General features: G+C 67.5%; 13 protein-coding genes. 10 read left to right on the top strand and 3 right to left on the bottom strand.

The features are described 5' to 3' along the window. Positions 1-6 precede the first annotated feature (6 nt). Positions 7-1,281: an MFS transporter gene (locus tag MRS60_RS27210; protein ID WP_243565928.1), complete on the top strand. Its 1,275-nt coding sequence runs from the start codon at positions 7-9 to the stop codon at positions 1,279-1,281. An 87-nt stretch (positions 1,282-1,368) separates the two neighbouring features. Here MRS60_RS27210 and MRS60_RS27205 read toward each other — a convergent pair whose 3' ends face one another. Continuing rightward, a complete protein-coding gene (locus tag MRS60_RS27205) occupies positions 1,369-2,316 on the bottom strand; it encodes a LysR family transcriptional regulator (RefSeq protein ID WP_243565927.1) in 948 nt (315 codons plus the stop codon). 115 nt (positions 2,317-2,431) lie between these two features. Here MRS60_RS27205 and MRS60_RS27200 point away from each other — a divergent pair, with 115 nt between their 5' ends. From MRS60_RS27200 to MRS60_RS27160, 9 genes are all read left to right on the top strand, one after another. Beyond that, positions 2,432-3,487 carry a 4-hydroxythreonine-4-phosphate dehydrogenase PdxA gene (locus tag MRS60_RS27200; RefSeq protein WP_243565926.1) on the top strand — a complete coding sequence of 352 codons (1,056 nt, stop codon included), beginning with the start codon at positions 2,432-2,434 and terminating at the stop codon, positions 3,485-3,487. 59 nt (positions 3,488-3,546) lie between these two features. Further along, positions 3,547-4,719, top strand: coding sequence for an L-rhamnonate dehydratase (locus MRS60_RS27195; protein ID WP_131948209.1), 1,173 nt, complete (start codon positions 3,547-3,549; stop codon positions 4,717-4,719). 8 nt (positions 4,720-4,727) lie between these two features. After that, positions 4,728-5,645 carry a dihydrodipicolinate synthase family protein gene (locus MRS60_RS27190; protein ID WP_243565925.1) on the top strand — a complete coding sequence of 306 codons (918 nt, stop codon included), beginning with the start codon at positions 4,728-4,730 and terminating at the stop codon, positions 5,643-5,645. A gap of 127 nt (positions 5,646-5,772) precedes the next feature. Beyond that, positions 5,773-7,065 (top strand): MFS transporter, encoded by a 1,293-nt coding sequence (locus MRS60_RS27185; protein ID WP_131948211.1) that lies wholly within the window; start codon positions 5,773-5,775, stop codon positions 7,063-7,065. Positions 7,066-7,115: 50 nt separating this feature from the next. Next, positions 7,116-8,063 (top strand): YncE family protein, encoded by a 948-nt coding sequence (locus tag MRS60_RS27180; protein ID WP_243565924.1) that lies wholly within the window; start codon positions 7,116-7,118, stop codon positions 8,061-8,063. 1 nt (position 8,064) lies between these two features. Then, on the top strand, positions 8,065-9,039 hold the full coding sequence (locus MRS60_RS27175; protein WP_243565923.1) for an amidohydrolase family protein: 975 nt from the start codon (positions 8,065-8,067) through the stop codon (positions 9,037-9,039). Between the two features lie 177 nt (positions 9,040-9,216). Then, entirely contained in the window at positions 9,217-10,239 is a 1,023-nt protein-coding gene (locus MRS60_RS27170) for a MerR family transcriptional regulator (RefSeq protein ID WP_243565922.1), read from the top strand. 238 nt (positions 10,240-10,477) lie between these two features. After that, the gene (locus tag MRS60_RS27165; protein WP_105393527.1) at positions 10,478-11,434 is read left to right on the top strand and encodes a hypothetical protein; all 957 of its coding nucleotides are present in this window, start codon (positions 10,478-10,480) and stop codon (positions 11,432-11,434) included. Between the two features lie 43 nt (positions 11,435-11,477). Next, positions 11,478-11,921: a GNAT family N-acetyltransferase gene (locus MRS60_RS27160; RefSeq protein WP_243565920.1), complete on the top strand. Its 444-nt coding sequence runs from the start codon at positions 11,478-11,480 to the stop codon at positions 11,919-11,921. Between the two features lie 22 nt (positions 11,922-11,943). On the opposite strand, the gene MRS60_RS27155 is transcribed toward MRS60_RS27160, so the two are convergent. Continuing rightward, the gene (locus MRS60_RS27155) at positions 11,944-12,801 is read right to left on the bottom strand and encodes a peptidylprolyl isomerase (RefSeq protein ID WP_243565919.1); all 858 of its coding nucleotides are present in this window, start codon (positions 12,799-12,801) and stop codon (positions 11,944-11,946) included. 316 nt (positions 12,802-13,117) lie between these two features. After that, positions 13,118-15,052 (bottom strand): SMP-30/gluconolactonase/LRE family protein, encoded by a 1,935-nt coding sequence (locus MRS60_RS27150; protein WP_243565918.1) that lies wholly within the window; start codon positions 15,050-15,052, stop codon positions 13,118-13,120. Positions 15,053-15,216: the final 164 nt, after the last annotated feature.

The raw sequence follows: 15,216 nt of genomic DNA, 5'->3' as shown, positions 1-15,216 counted from the left end.
AGACACATGCCTAACGACCACCGTCAACGGCGCCACACACTGTGGCTGCTGTGCGCGCTTTCGTTCATCCTCTACGTCGACCGCGTCAACCTCGCGACCGCGGCCGGCGCGATCAAGGCCGAGCTCGGCCTGTCGAACACCGAGCTCGGCGTCGCATTCTCCGCGTTCGCGTATTCGTATGCCATCTGCCAGATCGGCGGCGGCTGGATCGCCGACCGGTTCGGCGCCCGCATCACGCTGATCGGCTGCGGGCTGATCTGGGTCGTGTCGACCTTCACGACGGGGCTCGTGCACAGTCTCACGCTGCTGTTCGCCGCGCGCCTGCTGCTCGGCATCGGCGAAGGTGCGACGCTGCCCGCCCAGGCCCGCGCGATCACGCACTGGTTCCCGCGCGAGCGGCGCGGCGTCGTGCAAGGCTTCACGCATTCGTTCTCGCGGCTCGGCAACGCGGTCACGCCACCGATCGTCGCCGCGCTGATGACGTGGCTGTCGTGGCGCGCCGCGTTCTTCGTGATCGGCGCGGTGACGCTGGTATGGCTCGTATGGTGGGTCGTCGGCTTCCGCGAGCATCCGCTCGGCGACGACGACGGCCACGCACGCGCCGCCGCCCGCCCCGCGTCACCGTCCGGCCCGACGCCGTGGGGGCCGCTGTTGCGCCGGATGGCGCCGACGATCTTCGTCTACTTCTGCTACGGCTGGACCGCCTGGCTGTTCTTCACGTGGCTGCCGACGTTCTTCCTGAACGGCCAGGGCCTGAACCTGAAATCGACCGCGCTGTTCGCGTCCGGCGTGTTCTTCGCAGGCGTGGTCGGCGACACGCTCGGCGGCTGGCTCTGCGACCGGATCTACCGGAAGACCGGCAACCTCGCGCTGTCGCGCCAGAGCGTGATCGTGACGAGCTTCGCCGGCGCGCTCGTCTGCCTGCTGCCGCTCGCGTTCGTGCATTCCACGGCCGGCATCGCGCTGTGCCTGTCGGGGTCGTTCCTGTGCCTCGAACTGACGATCGGGCCGATCTGGGCGGTGCCTAGCGACATCGCGCCGACCCACGCCGGCATCGCGAGCGGGATGATGAACGCCGGTTCCGCGATCGCGGGGATCCTGTCGCCGATCCTGTTCGGCTATCTCGTCGACCGCACGGGCAGCTGGACGGTGCCGTTCATCGGATCGGTCGCGATGCTGCTGATCGGCATCGTCGCCGCGCTGCGGATTCGCCCGGACCGCACGCTGTCGGCATCGATGCCGACGCTCGCCGAGGCACCCGTCGCGCCGTCGGCACACTGAACCGACTCGTCACGGCTTCCCCCATGCCGCCATCACGCATCGCCACGTCCCGCGACGCGTGATCGGCACTGCCAGCGAACCGCTCCGTCAAGCGGCATCCTCCTCCTCGCCACCCTCCCGGTGAAACAGCGCGAGAAACTGCTGCGCGGGGATGCTCAGCGGCCGGTCGCGCCGCACGATGCTGCCGTACGACGGCAGCTTCTGATCGAGCGCGTAGTCGATGATCGCGACGAGCCCGTGCTCCGCGTTGCGCTGCGCGACCGTCTGCGGAATCACGCCGAGCATCGTCGAACGGTCGACGAGGTTCATCGTGGTCAGGATCGAGCCCGTTTCGACCAGCCCGCGCGGCATCGGCTGGTGACGCGCATGGAACTCGCGCTCGACGACCTCGCGCGCCGGGCTACCCGCCGGCTGCAGGATCCACGTGTAATCGAGCAGCGCATCGAACCCGACCGGCCCGGCACCCGCGAGCGGATGGTCGCGGCCCGCGATGATCGCGAGCGCCTCGTCGTCCACCACGCGAAAGTCGCAATCGGCCCCGACGTTGCGGCCGATCACCACTTCGAGCACGCCTTCGCGAAGCTGCGGCATCAGCCGGTCGCTCGTGTCCACCGCGATGTCGATCGCAAGCAGCGGATAACGCGCCTTCAACTGCACCAGCGCCTCGGTGAGCCGCCCCGGCGACGCCGCCATGATGCTGCCGATCGCCAGCCGCCCGGCGCTGCCGAGCTGCAGTTCGCCGAGCTCGCGGTTCAGCGCCTCCATGCTGCCGCGGATTCCGCGGAAATAGCCGAGCACGCGCTCGCCTGCCGGATTCAGCACGAGCCCGCGCCCGATGCGATCGAACAGCCGCTGGCCGAGCGCGCTCTCCAGTTCGGCCAGCATCTTCGTCGCGGCCGGCTGCGTGAGGCCCATCTGCTCGGCCGCCGCGCGCAGCGTCAGGCATTCGTCCACGGCAAGCAACAGCGCGATCTGCCGCATGCGCAGCCGGTTCAGCAACTGCGGGGTCGAGTCTCGTCTGTCGATCGAGCCCATGTTTGATTACTCCAGGTTATCGATTCATCAAGAGTTTTCAATTTACCGACTCATTCCGTCTACCTAGCATCAACCCCATACACGAACGGCCACGCGCCGCCACCGGAGACGCAGCATGAACACCCCCTCGACCGCCGCCCCCCTGCCCGTCGTCGCGCTGACGCTCGGCGACCCCGCCGGCATCGGCGCCGAACTGATCGCGAAACTGCTCGCGCGGCCCGATGCCACCGCTCATGCGAATCTCGTGCTGATCGGCGATCGCTGGCTGTGGGAAGCCGGCCAGCGCGTCGCCGGCGTGCAGGTCGCCGTCGAACCCGTCGCTTCGCTGGCCGCGGTGCGCGGCCGGCCGTCGACCGCGCGCGCCGCGTTCGTCGAAGTCGATACGGTCGCGCCCGCGCAGGTCACGGTCGGCCAGGCCGGCGCGGACGGCGGCCGCTCGACGCTCGCGGTGCTCGACCGGTGCGTCGACGCCGCGCTCGCCGGCGACATCGACGCGATCTGCTTCGCTCCGCTGAACAAGTACGCGATGAAGCTCGGCGGGCTCCGCCACGACGACGAATTGCACCACTTCGCCGAAGCGCTCGGCGTGACCGGCTATTTCTGCGAATTCAACACGCTCGGCGAACTGTGGACGGCGCGCATCTCGTCGCATATCCCGCTGAAGGACGCGGCGGGCTGCCTGAGCATCGAGCGGATCGAACAGGCATCCGAACTGATCTACCGGTCGCTGCTCGCGAACGGCGTCGCCGCGCCGAAGGTGGCGATCGCCGCGTTCAACCCGCACGGCGGCGACGGCGGCAGTTGCGGCCGCGAGGAAGTCGACATCATCGAGCCCGCGGTGCGCCAGCTGCAGTCGCGCGACTGGCCGACCGACGCGCCGTTCCACGGCCCGTTCCCCGCCGACACGATCTTCCTGAAGGCGCAGGCCGGCGACTACCAGGCGATCGTCACGATGTACCACGACCAGGGGCAGATCGCGATCAAGCTGCTCGGCTTCTCGCGCGGCGTGACCGTGCAGGGCGGGCTGCCCGTGCCGATCACGACGCCCGCGCACGGCACCGCGTACGACATCGCGGGCCGCGGCACGGCCGATGTCGGCGCCACCTGGCAGGCGCTGCAGATCGCGTGCCGGATGGGCGCCGCGCGCCGCACCCCCGCTGTTTCGGCGTGACGGCCACGCCGGCCGCCCGCCTTTCACACACGACAACATCGATTCTCGGAGACACCATCATGAAAATCCGGTCCGTGCGCGCACGCGTATTCCAGTGGAAAGGAAAGACCGTCCCGCCGCAGGGCAACTTCTGCTCGAACGCGATGGATCTGCTGTACGCGCCGCAGGAAACGATGAGCACGTTCCGCTTCCATTCGTGGACGGTCGTCGAAGTCGAGACCGACGACGGCATCGTCGGCCTCGGCAACGTCGCGCTCGCGCCGCACGTCGCGAAGGTCATCATCGACCAGTACCTCGCACCGCTCGTGATCGGCCATGATCCGTGGGACTACGAATACCTGAACCAGCGGATGTATCGCGCCACCCACGCGTGGGGCCGCAAAGGCATCGGCATGGCGGCGATCTCGGCGGTCGACATCGCGATCTGGGACATCCTCGGCAAGAGCGTCGGCAAGCCGGTGTTCAAGCTGCTCGGCGGCCGCACCAAGGAAAAGATCCCCTGCTACTACTCGAAGCTCTACCGCACCGACCTGAAGGCGATGCAGGACGAAGCGCAGCAGTATCTGAAGGAAGGCTTCCGCGCGTTCAAGATGCGCTTCGGCTACGGCCCCGCGCACGGGCAGCAGGGGGTGATCGAGAACCTGAAGTCGGTCGCGGCGATCCGCGAGGTGATCGGCTACGACAACGACCTGATGCTCGAGTGCTACATGGGCTGGAATCTCGAGTACGCGAAGCGCATCCTGCCGAAGCTCGAGAAATACCAGCCGCGCTGGCTCGAGGAACCGGTGATCGCCGACGACATCGACGGCTACGCGGAGCTGAACCAGCTGACGCGCATTCCGATCTCCGGCGGCGAGCACGAGTTCTCGCTGTACGGCTTCAAGCAGCTGCTCGACCGCAAGGCCGTGTCGGTCGTCCAGTACGACACGAACCGCGTCGGCGGGATCACGATGGCGCACAAGATCAACGCGCTGTGCGAGGCGTACAGCGTGCCGGTGATTCCGCACGCGGGCCAGATGCACAACTATCACCTGACGATGAGCACGCTCGCGTCGCCGATGAGCGAATACTTCCCGATGTTCGACGTCGAGGTCGGCAACGAGCTGTTCTATTACATCTTCGACGGCGAGCCGGTAGCCGAAAACGGCTTCCTGCAACTGCGCGACGACGTGCCGGGCCTCGGCCTCACGCTGAAGACCGAATTCCTCGACCAGTTCGACATCGTCGAGTGAGGCCGGCCATGAACGCACGCTACCAGGGCGTCTTTCCGGTCGCGCCGACGATCTTCGACGCGCACGGCGCGCTCGATCTCGACGGCCAGCGCCGCAGCCTCGACTTCATGATCGATGCCGGTTCGCAGGGCCTCTGCATTCACGCGAACTACTCCGAGCAGTTCGCGCTCGGCGACGACGAACGCGACCTGATCACGCGCACCACACTCGAGCACGTCGCGGGCCGCGTGCCGGTGATCGTCACGACGTCGCACTTCAGCGCGCGGATCTGTGCGGAACGCAACCGGCGCGCACAGGCACTCGGCGCGGCGATGGTGATGGTGATGCCGCCGTACCACGGTGCGACGTTCCGCGTGCCCGAAGCGCAGGTTCGCGCGTTCTTCGCCGAAGCGGCCGACGGGCTCCGCATTCCGCTGATGATCCAGGACGCGCCGGCCAGCGGCGTCGCGCTCACCGCGTCGTTCCTCGCGACGCTTGCGCGCGAGATCGATGCCGTGTCGTACTTCAAGATCGAGACGGCCGGCGCCGCGTCGAAGCTGCGCGAGCTGATCGCGCTCGGCGGCGACGCGATCGAGGGGCCGTGGGACGGCGAGGAAGGCATCACGCTACTCGCCGATCTCGACGCCGGCGCAACCGGCGCGATGACGGGCGGCGGTTATCCGGACGGGATTCGCCGGATCACCGACGCGTATTTCGCCGGGCGCCGCGATGAAGCATGCGAGCAGTACGCGCGCTGGCTGCCGCTGATCAACTACGAGAATCGTCAGTCGGGCTTCCTGACCGCGAAGGCGCTGATGCTGGAAGGCGGCGTGATCGCGTGCGACCGGCCGCGCGCGCCGTGGCCCGAGCTGCATCCGCAGGTGCGCGCGGGGCTGCTCGATACGGCGCGGCGGCTCGACCCGCTCGTGCTGCGCTGGGGACGCTAGAGATCGAAAGCACGCGCGACGCAAACGCGTTGCGCATCGGCGGCCGGCACCTGCCGGCTCGCCACGGCAAGACAGCGGCCCATCAGAAGGCCGCCGCGGCCGACTACCCGAACTGGACGGAGACACAATGACCCTGTTGAACCCCACCACCCCGGCATACGAAGCCGGCGAAGCCATTCCGCGCCGCCGCTGGCTGCGCGTGATTCCGCCGCTGCTGCTCGCCTGCATCATTTCCTACATGGACCGCGTGAACATTGCGTTCGCGATGCCCGGCGGGATGAACGCCGAGCTCGGCATGGACGCGACGATGGCCGGCCTCGCCGGCGGCATCTTCTTCTTCGGCTACCTGTTCCTGCAGATTCCCGGCGGCCGGCGCGCGGCGCTCGGCAGCGGCAAGACATTCATCGCGTGGTCGCTCGTGAGCTGGGCCGTGCTGTCGGTGCTGACCGGGCTCGTCACGCATACCTGGCAGCTGCTGGCGCTGCGCTTCCTGCTCGGGGTGGCCGAGGGCGGCATGCTGCCCGTCGTGCTCACGATGGTCAGCCACTGGTTCCCCGACCGCGAACGCGGCCGCGCGAATGCGATGGTCATCATGTTCGTGCCGCTCGCCGGCATGATCACCGCGCCGCTGTCCGGCTTCATCCTCGCCGCGTACGACTGGCGTCACCTGTTCTACAGCGCGGGCGCACTGTCGCTGCTGTGCCTGGTCGCGTGGATGCTGCTCGCCGACGACGGCCCGGAGACCGCGCGCTGGGTGTCGCCGCGCGAGAAGGCGTACATCCTCGACGCGCTGCGCGACGAGCAGGAACGCAAGCGCGCGGCCGGCACGCCGGCCGCCGCATCGTTCGGCGAGATGCTGCGCAACCCGACGATCTGGCTGCTCATCGCGATCAACTTCTGCTATCAGGTCGGCATCTACGGCTATACGATGTGGTTGCCGACGCTGCTGAAGAACCTCACGCACGGCGGGATGGGCAAGGTCGGCCTGCTCGCGATGCTGCCGTATGTCGCGATGGTGATCGGGATGTTCGTCACGTCGTATTTGTCTGACCGAACCGGCAAGCGCCGCCTGTTCGTGCTGCTGCCGCTCGTCGGCTTCGCCGCGTGCCTCGCGCTGTCGGTGCTCACGCACGCGTCGATGGCCGTATCGTTCGCGTTCCTGATCGGCTGCGGCTTCTTCCTGCAGGCGGCCGCCGGCGTGTTCTGGGCGATTCCGCCGAAGCTGTGCAGCGTCGAGACGGCCGGCAGCGCGCGCGGCCTGATCAATGCGCTCGGCAATCTCGGCGGGTTCTGCGGCCCGTATGCGGTCGGCGTGCTGACCCAGCACGTGAGCGCGGCGGCCGGCGTGCTCAGCCTCGCGGTCACGCTCGCGGTGGCCGGCCTGCTCGCGCTGACGCTGCCGAAGCGCTGCGAGGACTGAGCCCTGATACCCGATATGCAGGCCTGCGAACGAAATAACGGAGACACACCTTGAACGACATCCTGCTGCTGGTGCAGAAATGCGCCCATACCTTCAGTTTCTACGACCTCGACACGAAAGCCGCGCTCAAGCACATCGTGCTGCCGAACTTCCCGCACGAGTTCACCGTCGACGTGAACGAGCGCTACGCGTATGTCGGCATCTTCGGGATCGAGACCGCGTGGTCGCGCGGCCATGAAGGCGACCACCGGATCGCCGAGATCGACCTCGTCGAGCACACGCACACGCGCATGCTCGACCTGTGGCCGTACTACCGGCCGCACGGCATGGCGAGCGACCGCGACGGCCGGTTGTACGCGATGAGCGAGGCGCACGACATGCTGCTCGTGTTCGACGAGCCGACCCGGCAACCCGTGCCGAACATGGCCGTGCCTTCCGGTGGCGTGAAGACGCACCTCGTGACGCTCACGCGCGACGCGAGCCGCGCGTACGGCGTGCACCTGCTGTCGAACACGGTCACGCAGTTCCATCCGCGCGATGCGACGGTCGTGCCGCGCGCCGTGATGCCCGGCCCGCGCCCCGAAGGCAATGCGCTGTCGGCCGACGAGCGCACGCTGTTCGTCGCGAATCGCGGCGACGACACGCTGGTCGAGATCGACACGGAGACGATGACCTGCGGCCGCCGCGTGAAGACGCGCAGCGATCCGAACCGCATCTACCGGACCAGCGCGCCGGACGGCCGCGACCTGCTGCTGCTGACCAATTCGGGCGAACGGTCGATCTCCGTGTTCGATGCACGCCAGCTCGAGGAAATCGAACGCATCGCGCTGCCCGCGAACCCGACCGCACTGTCGTTCCATCCGTCGCGGCGCGTCGCCTACGTGTCGTTCCAGGACGACTACGTGCGCGAACTCGATCTCGAAACCTGGCGTTTCGTCGGCGCGCTGGCGACGCTGCGCGAGCCCGATGCATCGTACGTGCTCGCGGGAGCACGCTGACATGCGCGACGGATCGCCGCCCGAAGGAGCGCCGCCCGACGGCATGCCGGACGCGCTCGTCGATGCGCATCACCACCTGTGGCGGCTCGATGCGGGCGCGCACTATCCGTGGCTGCAGACGCACTACGATCCCGCGCGCTTCATGTTCGGCGATTACGCGGCACTGTGCCGCGATTTCGGCGTGGACGATTTCCGGCGCGCGGCACAACGCGCGCCGATCGTCGCCAGCGTGCACGTCGAGGCCGAACGCGCACGCGACGAAGCACTGGCGGAAACGCGCTGGCTGCACGAGGTCGCGGCGGCGCACGGGTTGCCGTCGGCAGTCGTCGCGTGGGTCGACCTGCTGGCCGGCGATGCGGACGAACGGCTCGCCGAACAGGCCGCGTGGCCGCGCGTGCGCGGCGTGCGCTTCAAGCCGTGCACCGCATCGTCGCCGGATGCGACCGTCGACGGGCCCGGCACGCTGCACGATCCGCGCTGGCCGGCCGCGCTGGAACGCGTCGCCGCGCACGGCCTGTGCTGGGATCTGCGCGTGCCGTTCTGGCATCTCGGCGACGCGGCCGCGCTGCTCGCCGATGCACCCGCTGTCGACGTCGTGCTCGAACACGCCGGGCTGCCGTGGGATCGCTCGGACGCAGGGCTCGTGCGCTGGCGCCGCGGCATGGAAGCGCTCGCGGCATCGCCGCGCGTGGTCGTGAAGATTTCCGAACTCGGCTTGCGCGATACCGTGTGGAACGACGCGGACAACGCGCGGATCATCCGCGACACGATCGCGATCTTCGGCTGGGAGCGCTGCCTGTTCGCCAGCAACTTTCCGGTGGCCGGCCTGCGCGTGTCCTATCCCGCGCTGCTGCGCACGTTCGCCCGCGCGATGGCGGACCTCGACGACGCGGCACGCCGCGCGATCTGGCATGACAACGCGCTGCGCGTTTACCGGATTGCGCTCGACGAGCCATCCCGGACAGCTCGCGGATAAGCTGCCTTTCCGCGCCTTTCCCGATCCCGTCGATCGGGCATGGCGCCCGGCCGCGGCCAGCGACCAAGTGGCAGCGCGCTCGCGTATTCGATCCTTCGCGCGTAATCGTGCTTGACCCGGCCCTTGGGGTCGCCTTTATGCTGAGCGCAACGAATCGACAGCAGAGAGAGGTGACGGATGGGTACGTCCACGCCCCGTTTGAGCGCATCGGCCGCCGCCGCGCAGCTCGGCGTATCGGTCAAAGCGCTGCGGCTGTACGAACAGCACGGTCTCGTGACACCGGAGCGAACGCCTGCCGGATACCGTGCCTATGGCCCGGACGACCTCGCACGCGCGGCCGACATTGCGGCACTGCGAGCGCTCGGCCTCAGTCTGGCACAGGTGGCGAACGTGCTCGATGGCGACGCACGCAGCCTGGACGACGCGCTGGCCGCTCACGAAGCGGTGCTTGAGCACGGCATTCAGGATCTCGTGCGCAAGGTCGACAGCGTGCGCTCGATCCGCGCCGGCCTTGCGCGCGGCCGAATGCCCGCCGACGGCGAACTGACGCGGCTGCTCGACGATACCGGCGCCGGCGTCGCGTTCAGCCTGCCGTGGCCGTGGGGCGGCGAGTGGTTCGAATGTCGCGATATCCGGCCGTTGAACTACATCATCGGCTCGCTCGGAAGCGGCAAGACGCGGCTGGCGCTTCGGCTGGCCGACGCGCTGCCAGGCGCCGCGTTCGTCGGTCTCGATCGGCTGGAAAACGATGGCGCTGCCGCATGCGATGCGTTGCGCGCCGATCCGGAACTGAAGTCGCGCGTCGACCGCGCATCGGCCGCGCTCGTTGGCTACGGTGCAACGCCGTCGGTAGCACTCACCGCGCTGCTCGTCAGTCTCGAAGCGGATGGCCCGCGCGCGCTGGTCGTGGACATGATCGAACAGGATCTCGACCGGCCCACGCAACACGCTTTGATCACCCATCTGCGCGAGCACGCGAGCGCCGGGATGCGGCCGCTGTTCGTGCTGACGCGCTCGTCGGCGATTCTCGACCTGTCGGCGGTCGGCCCGAACGAAACCATCATCCTGTGCCCGGCCAATCACAGCCCGCCTTCGCGCGTGGCGCCCTACCCGGGCGCGCCCGGCTACGAAGCGGTTGCCACGTGCCTTGCGTCGCCGGAGATCCGGGAGCGGATCGCGCGTCGACCGGAAGTGGCGTGATCCGCCATCCGTTCGCTGTGCCGGCAACAAGCGCGTTCGGCGCGCCCGCAAGCTGGCGATTGTGACCGGGGAAAGTATCGGAAAAGTTCGTTGTTTGCCGGGCGCTATCAGGACAGGTCAGCGTGTCGTCTTGGCCGGACGGCCAAAATCGCGCGCAGCCGGTCGATCACGCCTAACATGAAAGGCGTCCGAAAGCGTTCGTTTCAGGTATCGTCCACGTCTCCAGCCAACATTCCGCATGTCCACACGCAATGGAAGCAGTACCGGCCCGGCCGATATCGGCCCCTTCGATGCAATGAGCCGATTTCGCGTCACGTACGACGGGCCCGCGCTCGAATCGTCCGAGATGGACGTGCGCGAACTTGCACCCGCGCTGCTTGCAATCGGCGATTTGCTCGACGCGTCGACCCGCGCGCTGTGCGGCGATCAGGTTCGGCCGCAGGTGAACGTGCGCGGCAGCTTCAAGACCGGCAGCTTCGGCATCGACTTCACGCTCGCGACATCGCTGCTCGGCCGCATGCGCGATATGCTGAGCGGCAACGAAGGCACGGCGCTCGCCAATGCGGTCACGATCCTGACCGCGCTCGGCATCGCCGCGCCCCGGGCAAGAAAGGGGCTCTTCGCCGTCCTCAAATGGCTGCGCGGGCGCGAGATCCGGCAAGTGCGGATGCAGGACCACACCGCGGTGCTGCACGTCGACGGCGACGAACTCGAGATCGACCTGCCCGTCCTCACCCTGCTGCGCGACGTCCGCGTTCGCAACGCAACCGCACAAGTCCTTGCGCCGCTCGCGCGGGAAGGCATCGTGATGTTCGCGGCCGGCACCGATACGGAAATCATCGAGACGGTCACCCGCAACGAGATCGCGTGGTTTCTCGCGCCCGAACAAGCCGATGCGCTCCTTCTCGACGAGCATCGAAAGATGGCATTCTCGATCGTGTCGCTCGCGTTCAAGGACGACAACAAGTGGCGACTGTACGACGGCTCATCGACGATTCACGCGGCGATCACGGACACCCGCTTCCTGTCGCGCGTGAACAACAGCCAGATCAGCTTCAGCAAGGGGGATGTGCTCGTCTGCAATGTCCGAATGCAGCAGTGGCAAACTTCGGACGGCGCAAAAACCGAATACGAGGTCACGGATGTCCTCGAACATCGCCCGGCCGGCTTGCAGATTCAGTTGCCCGGCCTTTGATCCGCGTCGAAGGCCAGGCGCCCGACCCAACCCGTCATCCATCATGAAACCGGCGATCGATCTGCGTCCTGCCACCCTGGAGGATCTCCCCTTCCTGCTGACCCTCCGCCGGCTCACGATGACCGGGCACCTGCAACGGGTCGGCGCACCGACCGACGATGAAGCGCACGACCGGCGCATCCGCGCGCACTTCGAGAACGCGATGATCGTCTGCGAAGGCGCCGATGCAATCGGCTTGCTGAAGGTGACGCGCGCCGCCGGCGCATGGCACGTCCATCAGATCCAGATCCTCCCTGCCCGCCAGGGCCAGGGCATCGGCGAAGCCGTGCTGCGCGAACTGCTGAGCGATGCGGCACGCGAGAACGTGTGCGTATCGCTCAGCGTGCTGCACGGCAATCCGGCGCGGCGGCTCTACGAACGGCTCGGCTTCCGGCCCGCATCGGAAACGGAAACGGAAACGAGTGCGAGCCTCGTCTGGCGCGCGTGACGCGTCACAAATCGACGCCGCGTTATTGCGTGATCTTCGCGTCCTTCAGCAACTTGCCGATCATCTGCGCACTCGCCTTCTCGACCGCAATCGCCTGCAGCTGCTGCTGAAGCACCGGCTTCGCAGTCTCGAAGCCCGGCACCTGCGTCGGCCGCTTCGCATCCAGCTTCACGATGGCCCGCACGCCATCGACCGGGATCGAATCCTTCGTCGCGGCACCGACCGTCAATTTCTCGAGCGCCTGCGCGATCGGCAGCGGCAATCCGCCCGTCTTGCCTTCCGCCGCCGGCGTATTGAAGCTCACCCACGGCAGCTCGCCGCCGGCATCGCTGCTCGGCGCCATGCTGTACTGGCGCGCCAGCCCGTCGAACGACTTGCCCGACTTCAGCTCGCTCAGCACGGTCGCGGCCGTCGCCGGATCCCTGACGACGATCAGCCGCGGCTTGTACTCGTTCTTGCCGAGCGCCGCGACGAGCGCGTCGTAGCGCGCCTTGACCTGCTCGTCGGTCACCGGCTCGGGCTTCACGTTGTCGCGCACGTACAGTTGCACCTCGGCATTCGTCTTCGCCTGCTGGATCGCCGCCTTGACCTCGGGCTTGTCCGCGTAGTTCGCTTTCTCCGCGGCCTGCTGAACCAGCACGCGCGTAATCAGTTGCTGCTTGATCGCGTCACGGATCTGCGGCGAGTCGGGCTGCCCCGACGCGCGCAGCACCGCATCGACGTCCGCCTGCGTGATCGCCGTGCCGTTGACGGTCGCGACGGTTGCCGTCGCGCCGGACGGCTGCGACGCAGCCGCCGTCTGGGCGTGAACAGGACCGCTCAGCGCGCCGGCCAGCACGGCAATCAGCAACAGGCGGTTCGGTGTCGTTTTCATCTTCATCGTTTGGTCGCTTCGTGCTTGGAAAACGCGGCATGGGGTATGCCGCGCAGGTTCACCGGCGTTGCCACACGCCGACGCAACCGTTCAGTCGTTCAGGTTCATCATCGCGAGCACAGGCAGCTTCCGCCCGTGCCGCTGTCATTGTGCACGGAACCGCGTTTGCGCGTCGGGAGGTTAGGGGCGGCCGCCGAAGGCGGCGAAGCGCGCGTTGCGCGCGCCGTTCATCACGCAAGCAGTGACGATCGCGGTACGACAAATTCCCGCCGCCAGCCGAAACGGCGACGGGCATGCGTCACCGCAACCGGCCGCACCGCCGTCAAGGCGTCCACCGATACACGGTGATGCTGTTCCCCTTCACGTTGTTCTTCATCACCACATACTCGCCGTTCGATCGGCGGTACGCGCGAATGCTGTACATCGCATCGATCGCGCTGCTGGTATCGACGGTCGCGGGGCTCGCGTTGACCAGCGTGGTGTCGAGATTGCCGGTGGTGAGGTTGAATGCGTCGACGTTCGGCCACAGCGGCCCGCTGCTGCTGAACCAGTAGCCGACGAACAGGTGGTTGCCGGCCGCATCGATCGATTTCGCGCCGCTGTGCGGCAGCGTGATCACCGGATCCGGCTTCGTCGTGTTGCCCGCGCTCCAGCCGTGATACACCTCGATGCGCGTGCCGATCGACGTCCAGTCGTTGGTCCCGACCGCGCCCTGCGCGAGCACCATCGTGTCGCTGTCCGCGAGGTAGACGATGCGCGTCAGCGGCTGGATGCTGGCGGGAACGCGGGTCGCGACGCCCGCCCCCCACGACGGCTTGCCGCTCGCGTCGAAACCGGTCAGCGGGTAGTGGTAGATCGCGCCGGTCTTGTCGAGGCCGGCCCACACGCCGCCCTTGCTGTCGATGCTGAACCCGCTCGTGACGCGCTGCGTCGTGTTGAATGCGGGGCCCGGAATCGATCCGTCCGGAATCGCGATATAACCGTTCGCCGCGTTGAAATGGAAGAAGTAGAAGACCGACGGGTTCTGGCCCGCCGCGACGAGGATCCGGTTCGCGCCGACGGACGTGAGCAACCCGAAATGCTCGTCGCGCTGCGTGTCGCTCATGTTGATGCGCGGATCCGACGGGTACGTGAACGGATCGACGGTGTTCGCGACGAACGTGCCGCCCGCGCTGCCGCTGTATACATGCGTGCCACCGTAGAACAGCGCGCCGTCCGTGACCGGGTCCGGCGCGGCGATGCCTTCGAAGTTCAGCGACTGCAGCGTCCAGCGCAGGCTGCCGGTGCTGCCGTACGCATGAATGTCGGTAGCGCCATTGCGACCGAGATCCCAGCTTCCGCCCCACGGGTTGTTGAGCACATAGAGATTGCCGGCGCTGTCCTTGCCGAGCCCCGCGATGCGCGTGAAGCGTTGCGCGCCGACCTGCCCCTTGATGCCCGTCGTCGTGTCGAGATAGCCGCCGCGCACGCCGAACGTGCCGGCCAGCGCGGGCCGGCCCGACACCGTATAGCGCTTGATGTTCATGTCGGGGCCTTCGTCGCCCACCATCAACTGCCCGGCCGCCGCATCGAAATACAGCGCCGACGGCTTCGACCCGGCCGGCAGCCGGATCGTGTTCAGCAGCGCGCCGGCCGGGCTGAAGCCGACGACCGAGCCCGCGCTCTTCTGCGCGACCCACACGTTGCCCGCGCCATCCACCGCGAGCGCGCCCGGCGCCGACACGTTGATGTCCCGCTGCCAGACGCCGTCGGTGGTGAACACGCGCACGCGATTGCCGTAGAAGTCGCTCGCATAGAGCAGCGAGCCGGCCGTCGCGAGCCCGGTGACGACGTCGATGCGCGGCTGGTTGGTCGCCGCGCTGATCTGGATCACGCGGTCGCGATACTTCGTGGCACGGTTGTACCGCCCGATCGCGCCGCTGCCGTAGGTTTTGCCGGGCTGCAGCGCGACGAACAGCGACGTCGCGTTGCCCGTGATCGCGCTGCCCTGGAATTCCGAATGCGCGCCCATCGAGCCGACGCTCTTGCCGTTCTGGTAGATCGCGACGCCGCCTTCATCTTCGTCCCACATCGACGCCGTGTAGATCACGCCTTCGGGCGCAACCCACATCGAACGTGCGACGTTGCCGACGTGGGCCGCGAGCGTGCCGTACGTGTTCGCCAGCCAGTCGGTGGTGTTGCCTGCATGAGCGGCCGGCGCGATCGCGGCGATTGCTGCGGCAAGAAGCGCAGCCTGAATACGTTTTCCAGCGACCATGACTGATGCTCTCCTGAATGGGGCAAACATTCACATGAGGGGACGGCCGGCCGGATGGCTTGAAATCCGCGATGCGTAAATTGTTCCGCTGAATCATCCGGCGCAGTCGGTATTACGTGCGGCATGCCTTCGATAATGAGCAGGGCGAGAATAGCGTTATATAA

Source organism: Burkholderia pyrrocinia, from assembly GCF_022809715.1.
In the GTDB taxonomy this organism is placed as follows: Bacteria; Pseudomonadota; Gammaproteobacteria; order Burkholderiales; family Burkholderiaceae; genus Burkholderia; species Burkholderia pyrrocinia_C.
Note: the sequence above shows the minus strand (reverse complement) of the source record. Positions and strands in the feature narration are given on the sequence as shown.

Bases quoted from the DNA above. Each gene is read 5' to 3' on its own strand.
- MRS60_RS27210 (WP_243565928.1), top strand. From the start codon at position 7: ATGCCTAACGACCACCGTCAACGGCGCCACACACTGTGGCTGCTGTGC.
- MRS60_RS27205 (WP_243565927.1), bottom strand. From the start codon at position 2,316: ATGGGCTCGATCGACAGACGAGACTCGACCCCGCAGTTGCTGAACCGG.
- MRS60_RS27200 (WP_243565926.1), top strand. From the start codon at position 2,432: ATGAACACCCCCTCGACCGCCGCCCCCCTGCCCGTCGTCGCGCTGACG.
- MRS60_RS27195 (WP_131948209.1), top strand. From the start codon at position 3,547: ATGAAAATCCGGTCCGTGCGCGCACGCGTATTCCAGTGGAAAGGAAAG.
- MRS60_RS27190 (WP_243565925.1), top strand. From the start codon at position 4,728: ATGAACGCACGCTACCAGGGCGTCTTTCCGGTCGCGCCGACGATCTTC.
- MRS60_RS27185 (WP_131948211.1), top strand. From the start codon at position 5,773: ATGACCCTGTTGAACCCCACCACCCCGGCATACGAAGCCGGCGAAGCC.
- MRS60_RS27175 (WP_243565923.1), top strand. From the start codon at position 8,065: ATGCGCGACGGATCGCCGCCCGAAGGAGCGCCGCCCGACGGCATGCCG.
- MRS60_RS27170 (WP_243565922.1), top strand. From the start codon at position 9,217: ATGGGTACGTCCACGCCCCGTTTGAGCGCATCGGCCGCCGCCGCGCAG.
- MRS60_RS27165 (WP_105393527.1), top strand. From the start codon at position 10,478: ATGTCCACACGCAATGGAAGCAGTACCGGCCCGGCCGATATCGGCCCC.
- MRS60_RS27160 (WP_243565920.1), top strand. From the start codon at position 11,478: ATGAAACCGGCGATCGATCTGCGTCCTGCCACCCTGGAGGATCTCCCC.
- MRS60_RS27155 (WP_243565919.1), bottom strand. From the start codon at position 12,801: ATGAAGATGAAAACGACACCGAACCGCCTGTTGCTGATTGCCGTGCTG.
- MRS60_RS27150 (WP_243565918.1), bottom strand. From the start codon at position 15,052: ATGGTCGCTGGAAAACGTATTCAGGCTGCGCTTCTTGCCGCAGCAATC.